The sequence below is a fragment of the Kitasatospora sp. NPDC058406 genome (assembly GCF_042722765.1).
Lineage (GTDB): Bacteria > Actinomycetota > Actinomycetes > Streptomycetales > Streptomycetaceae > Kitasatospora.
Genome location: NZ_JBHXKE010000139.1, coordinates 1 through 12,006 on the forward strand (window position 1 = coordinate 1; position 12,006 = coordinate 12,006).

Genomic DNA, 12,006 nt, shown 5'->3' on the forward strand with positions numbered 1-12,006 from the left:
GCCGGGTCGGGCAGCTGCTGCCGCCCCCGGCTCCCGGGGCCACCGCCGCGGACCGGACGGTCAGAGCTCCTTGCGGAACGCCTCCGCCACCGCGAGGAAGATCGAGTTGCCCTCGACCTCGCCGATCGAGATCCGCACGCCCTCCGGGAACGGCCGGACGATCACGCCGGCCTCGGCGCACGCGGCCGCGAAGTCCTGCGAGCGCTCGCCGAGCGCCAGCCAGACGAAGTTGGCCTGCGAGTCCGGGATCTCCCAGCCCTGGGCGCGCAGCCCGGCGACCACCCGGTTCCGCTCCTCGACCAGCGCCTCCACCCGGACCATCAGGGCGTCCTCGGCGCGCAGCGAGGCGACGGCCGCGTCCTGGGAGAGCTGGGTGACGCCGAACGGCACCGCGGTCTTGCGCAGCGCGTTGGCGACCGGCTCGTGCGCGATGGCGAAGCCGACCCGCAGGCCGGCCAGGCCGTACGCCTTGGAGAAGGTGCGCAGCACGCAGACGTTGGGGCGGTCCCGGTAGAGGTCGATGCCGTTGGGCACCTCGGGGTCGCGGATGAACTCGATGTACGCCTCGTCGATGACGATCAGTATCTCGGCCGGGACCGCGTCCAGGAAGCGCTCCAGCTCGGCGCGGTGGATCACGTTGCCGGTCGGGTTGTTCGGGTTGCAGACGAAGATCAGCCGGGTCCGCTCGGTGACGGCGGCGAGCATCGCGTCGAGGTCGTGGTCACCGCCCTCGGTCAGCGGCACCGGCACCGGGGTCGCGCCGGCGACCTGGGTGATGATCGGGTAGGCCTCGAAGGAGCGCCAGGCGAACATCACCTCGTCGCCGGGGCCGGCGGTCGAGAGGATCAGCGACTGGGCGACGCCGACCGAGCCGGTGCCGGTGGCGATGTGCTCGGCCGGGACGCCGAAGTGCTTCGCCAGCTCGGCGGTCAGCTCGGTGACGGCCATGTCCGGGTACCGGTTGAGCTTGCCGGCGGCGGTGACCGCGGCCTCCAGCACGCCGGGCAGCGGCTCGTACGGGTTCTCGTTGGAGGACAGCTTGTAGGCGTCGGCGCCGGCGGGCTTGCCGGGCTTGTAGGTGGGGATGCCGTCCAGGGTCGGCCTGAGGCGGGGGCCCTGTGCTGCGGTCACGGTCGTTCTCCTTCGTTGTATCCGCTGCGTTCGCCCGCCACGGTCGGGATCGCCGCCGTGCCCGGGAAGTCGGAACGCACCCGGTCCACCCCGGTCGGGTGCCTTGAACGATACCGACAGCGCTCACCCGTAGGAGTGAGATGCCCGGTCGGGTTACCGGCGCAGATCAGCCATTCTGTCGGGTTCCTATGGCACATGTCAGAGGTAAGACGGCTGGTTTCGTGCGGGTATCGAAGGGGCGCGCACCGGCTCACTCGTGGAGAAACGTATCTCCGAGGGCTCCCGATGCGCCGGTCACAGACCCTTGTCAGGAGCCATACGATCGGTCCGCCATGACAGCAGCAGCCAACCAGAGCGGTCGGCGGCCCACCACCTCACGGCGTCTTGAGCGGGCCGGCATCCGGGATGTGGCAGCAGCCGCCGGAGTGTCGATCACCACCGTCTCCGACGCGCTGAACGGGAAGGGCCGCCTGCCCGACGAGACCAGAAGCCGGGTGCGCGAAGTCGCCGAGCGCCTCGGCTACCGCCCCTCGGCGGCCGCCCGAACCCTGCGCACCGGACGGTCCGGCCTGATCGGGCTGACCGTCACCACCTACGGCGAAGAGCCGTTCACCTTCACCGAATTCGCCTACTTCGCCGAGATGGCCCGGGCCGCCACCAGCGCGGCCCTCGGCCGTGGCTACGCGCTGGTGGTGCTGCCCGCGTCCTCCCGGCACGACGTCTGGGGCAACATCGCGCTCGACGGCACCGTGGTGATCGACCCGCCGGACCAGGACCCGCTGGTCAGCGAGCTGTACCGGTCCGGCGTCCCGGTGGTCAGCGACGGCAAGCCCGGCAACTGCCCGGTCACCGCCTGGGTCGACAACGACCACGAGGCCGCCGTGCTCGGCATCCTCGACCACCTCTCCGAGGCCGGCGCCCGCCGGATCGGCCTGCTCACCGGGACCAGCACCGACACCTACACCCGGCTCTCCACCGAGGCCTACCTCGGCTGGTGCGCCAAGGTCGGCCAGGAGCCGGTCTACGAGACCTACCCCGCGCACGACCCGGCCGCCGGCGCCGTCGCCGCCGACCGGCTGCTCGCCCGCCCCGACCGCCCCGACGCCGTCTACGGCCTCTTCGACCCCAACGGCACCGACCTGCTCGCCGCGGCCCGCCGGTACGGCCTGCGGGTGCCGGACGACCTGCTCCTGGTCTGCTGCAGCGAGAGCGACGTCTACGCCACCACCGAGCCGCCGATCACCACGCTCTCGCTCAAGCCGCGCCGGATCGGCACCACCGTGGTGAACCTGCTCATCGACGCCATCGAAGGAGTGGACTCCGGCACCGGCGTCGACATCGCCCGGCTCTTCCCGCCCCGTTTCCGCACCGCCGGCACCGGCCCGCCGCCCGGCACCCTGATGCCCACCGAGCTCATCGTCCGCGCCTCCTCGCAACGGCGGAGCCCGCGCACCACGGTCAGCCCGCCCCGCTTGCCGGGCGAGGTGTGACCCCGGGACGGCGCCCCCTCGGGGTCGCGGTCTAGACCATGCCCAGTCGGGACAAAACGGACCTGACGGACCGCCCGGCTGACGCTCCGGAGGATTGGATACCCACCAGGTGACGACGCCGGGAGAGTGGTCTTCCTATGATGGGCGAATGACACCCGAGGACCGCTTCCCCGGGCCTGAACACCCGGACTCAGGCCCCCGCCACCAGCCGGACCTCGACGTGCTGCCATACGGCACCTATTACGAACCAGAGCCCGCCAGCGGCTACTCCGAGGCCCCGTACGAGGCCGAGACGTACAGCGGCTACGGCGGCGCCCGCTACCTCGAACAGCACTGGCCGGTCCCCGGGACCGAACACGGCCCCGGGGCCGGGGCCGGGGACGGCCACGGCGGGCACGGCGGGCACCAGGGCTACGAGCCACCGGCCCTGTCCGACCACCCCGCGACCGCCCACGGCGGCAACGGCGGCCACCAGGGCCACCCCGAGCAGCGGGAACGGCAGAGCGACGACCCGCCGACCATCGAACTCGGCCCCCCGCTCGCCGAACCCGGCCTGCCCTACCACCCCTACCCGGCCCCCGGCCCCGGCGAGCCGCCCGGCCCGCTCTACGTCGTCGGCGACGTCCACGGCTACCTCGACGAACTCCTCGCCGCCCTGCGCCACCAGGGACTGGTCGACGCCGACGGCCACTGGTCCGCCGGACGCTCCCGGATCTGGTTCCTCGGCGACTTCACCGACCGCGGCCCGGACGGCATCGGCGTCATCGACCTCGTCATGCAGCTCGCCGCCGAGGCCGCCGCCGCCGGCGGCTACTGCCGCGCGCTGATGGGCAATCACGAGCTGCTCTTCCTCGGCGCGGCCAGGTACGGCGACGAGCCCGTCCAGTCCACCGCCGGCACCGCCTCCTTCCTCGCCGCCTGGCGGCTCAACGGCGGCCAGCAGCACGACCTGGAACGGCTGGAGACGCACCACATCAGCTGGCTCTCCCGGCTGCCCGCGATCGCGCTGGAGGACGACCACCTGCTGCTGCACTCCGACACCACCGCGTACCTGGAGTACGGCGAGTCCATCGCCGAGGTCAACGACGCCGTCCACGACCTGCTCGCCGACGAGGGCGTCGACGAGTGGTGGGACTGCTTCCGGCGGTTCACCAAGCGGTTCGCCTTCCGCGGCGACGCCGGCCCGACGGCCGTCCGCGAACTGCTGGCCTCCTACGGCGGCGCGCGCGTCGTGCACGGGCACAGCCCGATCCCGTACCTCACCGGCGCGGTCCACTCGGACGACGGCATGCCGCCGCACATCCCCGGCCCGTACGTCTACGCGGACGACCTCGCCGTCGCCATGGACGGCGGCGTCACCATGGACGGCCGCCTGCTCGTCGCACGGCTGCCCATCTGACGTCCGGCCGGGCACCCGGCAGCAGGGACCGGACCGTTCACGGTCCGGTCCCTGCCGTTTGACGCGGCGTCAACCGAACAGGCGTTCCCGGCGCCCGGGCGGTCGCGCCCGCGCGGCCGGGGCGCGAAATTCCGGAAAGCCACTGTCGATCCGGCCCCACCCGCCCCTACCATCAGGGACACACCACGCCCGGCCGCCCGTGTGGCGGCCCGTCTCCCGTGCCCCGCCCCCACGCCCACGAGGCGGAGCGAACGGGGTTCTGCATGAACGGGGTCCCCATGAACGACGCCCCGCACCTGCTCGCCGAGGACCGCCCGGACTTCGAGCGCCTCCTGGACGAAGCACTGCGCGACGACACCGTCCTCACCGTCCTCCGCGCGCCCGGCGCGCCCACCACCGACCGACTGCGCGACCGCGCACTGCACGACGCCGACACCGCCGCCGCGCCCGCGGCCACCGAGTACGAGCACTACCTGCGGCTGCGCGAGAACCTGCGCAGCACACCGCCCCCCGACGGGCCGGTCGGCCCGTCCGGCGAAGCCACCGCGCCCGGCCTGCTCGCCCAGCTGAGCTCGTCCGACGGCGGTGCCGGACTCCTCCCGGTGCTCACCGTGCTCACCCCGATCCTCGCCTGGGCCGCCGCGCTGGTGCTGCTCCTGCTCGGCTACGGCCTCCGGGCCGCCGACCCGGACCTCGCCCTGGGCCGCTCCCTGCTCACCGCGGGGTGGCTGGCGCTCGCCACCGGGGTGGCCGCGATGGCCGTGGGCATCGTCGGACTGATCCTCACCGCCCTGCGGGACGGCTCCGCCGCACCCGTCCCGGCCGGCGCCGACCCTGACCTCGCCGCCGAACTCGCCGACGCCCGGCGCGACTGGCAGCGCGCGCTGCGCGAACGGGCCCTGCCCTCGTACCTGGCCGCCGCCGCCCGGGCCGGCGGGCCGGACGGCGCCCCCGGAGGCAACGGGCTCACCTCGCGCGCCCTCACCGGCCCCGACGAGGTCTGAGGTCCGCCGGCTCCCGGGGCGGCGTCCGTCCGGGGTCCGGCCCGGCCGGCCCGGTGCGGTGCGGCCCGGTGCGGTGCGGCCCTCCCCGGCCGGCCCGACCGGAGGAGGGCCCGCGACGGACCTCCCCCGGCGGGGGGAGACGGTCCGCCCGCCGCGACGACGCCTCCGGCCACCCCTCGCTGGAATCGTCGGAACCGGCCGGGCCGACCAGCGCCCGCCGAACCGGAGGGGTACCGATGAGCGCGCACGCCATGCTGGAGAAGCTGCACGGCCGGACGGCGCCCGGAGTACCGCGCTGGGCCGTGCGGACCGCGTACGTCACCAGCCTGACCGCGCTGCCCGCGGGTCTCTGGCGGATCGCCGCCTTCACCTTCGGCGCCCCGCTGCTGGAGCCGTCCGCCGGGGCGGACCCGGACTCCGGGACCCTGTGGTGGTACGTGATCGTGCTCAGCGCGGTCAGCGAGGCGCTGGCGTTCCTCGCCCTCGGGCTGGTCAGCGAGTGGGGCGAGCGGTGGCCGCGCCGGATGCCGTTCCTCGGCGGGCGCCCCGTCCCGACCCTCGCCGCGGTGATCCCGGCCGCTCTCGGCGCCGCCGCGCTGATGGCCCTCCCGTACTCCCTGGTGATGGGCGCCTTCGGGCGGGGACTCACCGGCGAGCCCACCGGCCTCGTCACCCACGGCTACCAGACCGTCCTCTTCTGGGCCTCCTACCTCCCGCTCGGCCTCTGGGGACCGCTGCTCGCCGTACTGACCGTGCACTACTACCGGCGCCGCGCCGCCGGCCCCGCCCGGCGGCCGTCCACCGCCCTCGCCGCCTGAACCGCCTGCACCGCCCGGTCCGCCGGGACCGCCCGGGCCGCCGGAGCCACCCGGTCAGTCACCCGCTGCCGCGGCGTCCGCCGCCGCCCGGACGAACTCCCGCACCCGCGCCGTGGTGTTGCCCTCCGACCAGACCGGCCCGCGTTCGATCGGCGGCGCGTCGTGGATCGGCACGTAGGCGAGATCCGGGCGCGGGTAGTACCGCCGGGAGTGCTCGCCGACCGGCAGCACGCCCCGGCCGAGGGCGACCAGGGTGAGCATCTCGGAGAAGGTCCCGCCGGCCGGCCCCTTCGGCACCGGCCGCCCCGACGGCGTACGGTCCGGCGTGCGGTCCCGCTTGAACGCCACCGAGGTCACCGCCGGGTACTGCACCACCGGGTGGTCCGCGAGGACCTCCAGCGACACCGACTCCCGCTCCGCCAGCGGGTGGCCGGCCGCCACGGCCAGCACCCGGCGCTCGGTCATCAGCACCGGCCCGCAGGCCATCCCGTCGAACGGGTAGGACGCGATCAGGACGTCCACGGAGCCGTCCAGCAGGCTGGACCGGGTGTTCGCCAGCTGGGCCTCGCGGACGTCCACCCGGCAGTCCGGGTGCCGCTCGGCGAACAGCGCCACCGCCTTCAGCAGCACCGGCGCCGTCCCCTCCCCGAGGAAGGCGACCCGCAGCTCGCCGGTGACGCCCCGGTTCGCGTCCACCGCCCGCCGGACCGCCTCGTCCATCCCCGCCACCAGCGGCGCCAGGTCGTCCGCGAGCCGCCGCCCCACCGGCGTGATCCGCACCGTCCGGCTGGTCCGCTCGAACAGCGGCCCGCCGAGCCGCCGTTCGAGCTGCCGCACCACCTGGCTGACCCGCCCCGTGGTGAGCAGCAGCCGCTCCGCCGTCCGCCCGAAGTGCAGTTCCTCGGCGAGCGCCAGGAAGATCTCGACCTCCAACCGTTCCAGCACCGGCCCCGCCCCTCCCCGGCGTTTAGCCCGGCTCAACGATCCTTGGCCGATCCCGCCTTGATGGCGACGGCCGCCCGGCGGATCGTAGAGGACACGAACCGCCACCGCCTCCCCCCGACTGGAGCCACCGTGACCGCCCTCCGCGTCAAGGCCTTCGACCACCTCGTGCTCAACGTCCGCGACATCGAGCGCTCGCTGGAGTTCTACGGCGGGCTGCTCGGCCTCGCGCCCGTCCGCGTCGACGAGTGGCGGGCCGGCGAGGCCCCCTTCCCGTCGATCCGGATCACCCCCGAGACCATCATCGACCTGATCAGCCGCCCCCGGGGCGAGTCCAACGTCGACCACATCTGCCTGACCGTCGAACCGCTGGACTGGCAGGAGGTCATCGACGCCGGCACCTTCACCGTCCTCGAAGGCCCCGTCCCCCGCTACGGCGCACGCGGCACCGCCACGTCCGTGTACGTGCAGGACCCGGACGGCAACACCGTCGAACTCCGCTGGTACCCCGAGGACGCCGCCTGACCCCGACCTGAGCCCGCCCCACCGGCAGGGGCGCCCGTAACGGGCCGAGGGCGCGGCGGCGCGGGGGTCCGGCGCGCTCGACCCAGCCCCGGGGGAGCCCGCACACCGGCGCCGCCCGTCCGCGGCGGGGGTCGCGCTCCGCCGCGCGGCCTCCGTCAGCCGGTGCGGCGGGGTCCGCACCGGCAGTCGACACGGAGCCCACCGACCCGGTGCGATCTCCGCATTGACAGCTCCTCTTCGATGGCTGACCGTAAAAGTCGACAACTGACTTCCCGTCAGCCCATCGGCGACGCAAGGGCCCGACCAACCCAGAACACCAGCCGCTGCGCGAGGAGTTCGACGATGACGGTACCGCCCGCCCTCCCCACCTTCACGCCCGGCAGCCGACGCGCCCCGGGGGCTCTGCCGCTCCTCGGACACGCGTGGCAACTCCAGCGCCGCCCGCTCGCGTTCCTGCGATCGCTCCCACGACACGGCGACCTCGTCGAGATCGGACTCGGGCCGCGCAGAGCCTATGCGGTGTGCCACCCGGACCTGGTGCGGCAGGTGCTCACCGACGCGAGGACCTTCGACAAGGGCGGGCCGATCTACGACAAGCTCCGGCAGCTGCTGGGGAACGGCCTGGGCACCAGCGCCCGCGAACCACACCGCAGGCAGCGCCGCATGATCCAGCCGGTCTTCCACGCGGAACGGATCCGGGAGTACGTCCCGGCCATCCGCGACGAGGTCGTCGCCGCCACCGCCGGATGGTCGGACGGCCAGGTCATCGACGTCGCCGAGCACACCTACAAGATCATCACGAGAGTCCTCACGCGCACGATGTTCGCCGCCGAAGCCCGCGCCGAGGCCGCGACCGTGATCGCCGAGGCGCTGCCGGTGTTCCACGAGGGCGTCGGCCGGCGCATGAACTCGCCCTTCGCCTTCCTGGAGAAGGTGCCGACCTCCGGCAACCGTCGCTACGAAGCGGCGAAGGCCCGACTGCACTCGTTGGTGGACCGACTGATCGCCGACCACCGCCGGGACGGCGCCGATCACGACAACCTGCTGTCCGTGCTCATGGCCGCCGGAGACGGCCGGGCGGACGGCGGGGCCTCGGCGATGACCGACGAGGAGATCCACGAACATGTGATCACCTTCCTGGTGGCCGGGATCCCCACCTCTGCGGCGGTGCTGGCCTGGTCGCTGCACTTCCTGGGCCAGGACCCCGGGTTGGAGGCCCGCCTGCACAGCGAGGTCGACCTGGTCCTGGACGACGGGCCGCCCACCTGGGCGCACCTGGGCCGGCTCGACCTCACCACCCGCACGCTCACCGAGGTCATGCGGTACTACCCGCCCGGCTGGCTGCTGACCCGGGTCGCGATGCACGACACCGTCCTGGCCGGACGGCGCATCCCCGAGGGCACCGTGATCCTCTTCAGCCCGTACCTCCTCCACCACCGCCCGGACCTGCACCCCGCCCCCGGCCTATTCGACCCGGACCGCTGGCTCCCGGAGCGCCGGCACGCGATGGCCCGGGACACGTTCATCCCGTACGGCATCGGCAGCCGCAAGTGCATCGGCGAGGTCTACGGCATCGTCGAACTCACCCTCGCGCTCTCCGTGATAGCGCGCCGCTGGCGGCTGACACCGGTGCCGGGCACAGGCGCACACCTCACCGACCCGAAGCCTTCCGCCGTCATCCACCCGGCACCCCTGACGATGCGCCTCGGCGAACGCGGGGCCACCCGCCCCCGGGCCTGAGCGGTCAGGGTCCCCGGTCACAGGGGCAGATCAACCTTCGTCGAGACCGGTGTCCCGGTCCGCGAGGTCAGGCGAGGGCGGCGGCCAGCAGGGTGAAGGCGGCGACGATGACGGCGACGCGGGCGTAGTGGAAGCGGTCCCAGCGGTCGCTCTGCTCCCTCCAGTCCGCGGGCCGGTTCTCGGGGGTCCACGTCTTGCTCCGGTTGTTGATCGGGACGAGCAGCAGGACCGACATGAGCACGCTGATGACCAGCAGTGCGGCGGCGGTCACGACGAGGCCGACGCCGGGGCGGTGCCATCCGGCGACGGCCCACACGGCGCTCAGGGCGAGGGAGGTGAAGTACCAGACCGACATCAGGGCGCCGAGCATCCGGCCACCGTGGGCGCGGCCGAGCTGGTAGCTGTCCTCGGGCAGTGCGCCGAGGATCCGGTTGACGACGAAGGCGACGGAGAACTCCACCCCCACCATCACTCCGACAACCACGATGGTGACGACCTTGAGTGCGTCGAGCATGATGACCCCTCCTGAGATCTAGCGCCGCTAGGTGATGAGAGCAACGCTAGTACTACTGCCGCTCTCTTGTCTAGCGGTGCTAGAATCAGGTCATGTCGGTTCAGGAACGCAAGGAACGCGAACGGACGGCCCGCGAGCACCTCATCGTGGCGACGGCCCGCGAAATCGCCGAGCAACAGGGCTGGGACGCGGTCACCACCCGCCGGCTCGCCGAGCGCATCGAGTACAGCCAGCCCGTCCTCTACAGCCACTTCCGCGGCAAGCGCGAGATCATCGGGGCCGTCGCCCTGGAGGGTGCCGCCGAGATGGCCGCGGCGCTGCGGGCCGCGACCTCGGCCGCCGACGGCCCCCGCACCCGGGTCACCGCTCTCGCCCGCACCTACCTCGACTTCGCCGAACGCCACCCGGCGGTCTACGACGCCATGTTCCAGCTCGACGGCGGTCTGGCCTTCGCGGCCGAGGACACCCCGGCGCCGCTCAAGGACGCCTTCGCCGCCCTGCTGGAGAGCCTCGGCGAGGTCGCCGGGGAGGGCGTCCACCCGGGGCTGTTCACCGAGGTGTTCTGGGCGGCCCTGCACGGGCTGGCCACCCTGACCCGGGCGGGACGGCTGCCGCCGGCCGAAGCCGAGCAGAGGGTGGAGCTGCTGGTGGACCGGCTCGCCGTGATCTGACACGCCGTTCGGACGGGCGGGCAGCCGGAGACCTTCCCGGCTGCCGGCCTACGAGTCCCCGCCCCGACACGACCCCGAACCCGCCCGCGGTCAACGTCCGCCGCGACCCGTCAAACCCCGGCGAAACGGGTCAGCGGCACGCGAACCACACGGCTGCCGTCCGGGCCGACGCCCCGTTGCACGGCAGTGACGGCCGTCTCTTGGTAAGCAAACGATTCTCCTGAGAAGATCCTCCCGTCGCAGCCGCCGGACCCGCAGGAGAGCGGCGGACCGACCTTCAGCACGCACCCGTATTCGGTTCTTCCCGGGGGGAATCCGCTCATGTCCGCACGCCCGCTCACCCGCCGTTCCCGCCTGCTCGCCACCGCCACGCTGGTGGTCGCCGCCGGCACCTCCGCGCTCGCACCGGCGACCGCATTCGCCGACACCCCGGCGCCCTCCGCCACCGCCGCCGCCTCGGACACCCCCGCCCCGAGCACCGCCCAGCCCCTGACGGCCACCCTGGAGCCGGCCGCGGGACAGGCGCCGCTGACCCGCGGCGGTGTCGGCGCGACCCTGACGATGACCGTCACCAACAACTCCGACCAGGAGCGCCCGTTCCACCCGGCGGTGACCGTCACGCCGGTGGGCGCCGCCCCGACCGGATGGAACTGGATCGACTTCAGCGCCAAGGCGATCTCCGCGCCGGCCACCTACGGCCTGACCAGCTTCAACGGGAGCAACTTCTCCGGCCACGTCGTGCCCGAGAACCGGATGTCCCACGTGCCCTTCACGGTGCCGGCCCGCACGACCTACAGCTGGGCGGTCTCCTTCACCCTGAGGGCCGCCCTCCCGGCGGACGACACCGCCGTGAAGGTCGCGCTGGTGAACGACCTCGGCAACAGCACCGCCGTCGAGCCGGTGACCCTGCCGGTCGCCTCCCCCACCGGCGCCCTCGTCCAGAAGTTCACGAACAACCTGGGCACCGTCTCGTACAAGAAGCCCTTCGAGACCGACCTCGACCTGACCAACAACGGCGCGGCCATCGGCGCCGCGATCAACCCGACGCTCCGCTTCAGTGACGGTTCCCGCCCGATCTCCGCCGTCCTCAAGCTGGAGGTGTCCCAGGGCGGTGCGTGGGTCACCGTCCCGGGCTCGGACAACGTCTGGAAGCTGCCGCCGGTGACCGGCGGCCTCGGCAAGGGCGCGAGCCACCGCTACCAGGTACGGCTGTCGCTCACCGGCTACACCGGGCAGTGGTCCGGCGTCTCCGGCTCGCTCAGCCTCGACCCCGACACCGACCAGGGCCCGGTCGACACCATCCTGAAGGCGTCGGTGACGCTGGACGGCAACGGTGCCCCGTCCATCTCGCCCTCGGCCTCGCCCTCCACCGCGACGGCCAAGCCCAGCCCGACCGCGACGACCGCCGCCCCGACGACCTCCACCACCCGGCCCAGCCCGACCGCGACGACCAGGACGCCCGACGCCCAGGTCGTCCCGGCGGCCGCGAACACCCCCTCGGCCCCGGCCGCCGCCAACACCACCGCCCCGGCCGGCACCAACCTCGCCGCCACCGGGGCCGGCAACTCCGGCGCCCTGTTCGGCGCGGGCGCGGCCCTGGTGCTGCTCGGCGCCGGCGCGGTCCTCTACGCGAAGCGCCGCCGCACCGCGTCCCAGGGCTGACCCGGCCCCGGTGCCCCGGCGCCCCCCCCCGCGGGACCCGCCCCCCCTCAAGGGCCAACAGGATGGGAACAACCAACACAAACAACAACCACGGGCCGGGATAGCGGGCC

11 protein-coding genes are annotated in these 12,006 nt (G+C 73.6%); 8 read left to right on the forward strand and 3 right to left on the reverse strand.

The genetic code is table 11. The annotated features are described in order from the left end of the window. Positions 1–60: 60 nt before the first annotated feature. The gene (hisC, locus tag ACFWOG_RS25075; RefSeq protein WP_329949650.1) at positions 61–1,131 is read right to left on the reverse strand and encodes a histidinol-phosphate transaminase; all 1,071 of its coding nucleotides are present in this window, start codon (positions 1,129–1,131) and stop codon (positions 61–63) included. Between the two features lie 332 nt (positions 1,132–1,463). On the opposite strand from hisC, the gene ACFWOG_RS25080 reads away from it, so the two are divergent. From ACFWOG_RS25080 to ACFWOG_RS25095, 4 genes are all read left to right on the forward strand, one after another. Beyond that, the gene (locus ACFWOG_RS25080) at positions 1,464–2,621 is read left to right on the forward strand and encodes a LacI family DNA-binding transcriptional regulator (RefSeq protein WP_329884734.1); all 1,158 of its coding nucleotides are present in this window, start codon (positions 1,464–1,466) and stop codon (positions 2,619–2,621) included. 148 nt (positions 2,622–2,769) lie between these two features. Further along, positions 2,770–4,020 carry a metallophosphoesterase gene (locus ACFWOG_RS25085; protein ID WP_380361066.1) on the forward strand — a complete coding sequence of 417 codons (1,251 nt, stop codon included), beginning with the start codon at positions 2,770–2,772 and terminating at the stop codon, positions 4,018–4,020. Between the two features lie 263 nt (positions 4,021–4,283). Continuing rightward, entirely contained in the window at positions 4,284–5,024 is a 741-nt protein-coding gene (locus tag ACFWOG_RS25090) for a hypothetical protein (protein ID WP_329884736.1), read from the forward strand. A gap of 236 nt (positions 5,025–5,260) precedes the next feature. Further along, positions 5,261–5,842 carry a hypothetical protein gene (locus ACFWOG_RS25095; RefSeq protein ID WP_329949648.1) on the forward strand — a complete coding sequence of 194 codons (582 nt, stop codon included), beginning with the start codon at positions 5,261–5,263 and terminating at the stop codon, positions 5,840–5,842. Between the two features lie 54 nt (positions 5,843–5,896). On the opposite strand, the gene ACFWOG_RS25100 is transcribed toward ACFWOG_RS25095, so the two are convergent. Next, on the reverse strand, positions 5,897–6,787 hold the full coding sequence (locus ACFWOG_RS25100; protein WP_329949647.1) for a LysR family transcriptional regulator: 891 nt from the start codon (positions 6,785–6,787) through the stop codon (positions 5,897–5,899). 129 nt (positions 6,788–6,916) lie between these two features. On the opposite strand from ACFWOG_RS25100, the gene ACFWOG_RS25105 reads away from it, so the two are divergent. Together ACFWOG_RS25105 and ACFWOG_RS25110 are read left to right on the forward strand one after the other, a co-directional pair. After that, complete coding sequence (locus ACFWOG_RS25105; protein WP_329884739.1) at positions 6,917–7,309, forward strand: VOC family protein; 393 nt, start codon at positions 6,917–6,919, stop codon at positions 7,307–7,309. A gap of 342 nt (positions 7,310–7,651) precedes the next feature. Further along, positions 7,652–9,049, forward strand: a complete 1,398-nt coding sequence (locus tag ACFWOG_RS25110; protein ID WP_380361067.1) for a cytochrome P450 — start codon at positions 7,652–7,654, stop codon at positions 9,047–9,049. Between the two features lie 67 nt (positions 9,050–9,116). Here the strand turns inward: ACFWOG_RS25110 and ACFWOG_RS25115 are convergent, their stop codons facing one another. Beyond that, entirely contained in the window at positions 9,117–9,563 is a 447-nt protein-coding gene (locus ACFWOG_RS25115; RefSeq protein WP_380361068.1) for an anthrone oxygenase family protein, read from the reverse strand. A gap of 92 nt (positions 9,564–9,655) precedes the next feature. Here ACFWOG_RS25115 and ACFWOG_RS25120 point away from each other — a divergent pair, with 92 nt between their 5' ends. Together ACFWOG_RS25120 and ACFWOG_RS25125 are read left to right on the forward strand one after the other, a co-directional pair. Then, entirely contained in the window at positions 9,656–10,234 is a 579-nt protein-coding gene (locus tag ACFWOG_RS25120; protein ID WP_380361069.1) for a TetR/AcrR family transcriptional regulator, read from the forward strand. A gap of 321 nt (positions 10,235–10,555) precedes the next feature. Continuing rightward, positions 10,556–11,896, forward strand: coding sequence for an LPXTG cell wall anchor domain-containing protein (locus ACFWOG_RS25125; protein ID WP_380361070.1), 1,341 nt, complete (start codon positions 10,556–10,558; stop codon positions 11,894–11,896). Positions 11,897–12,006 lie beyond the last annotated feature (110 nt).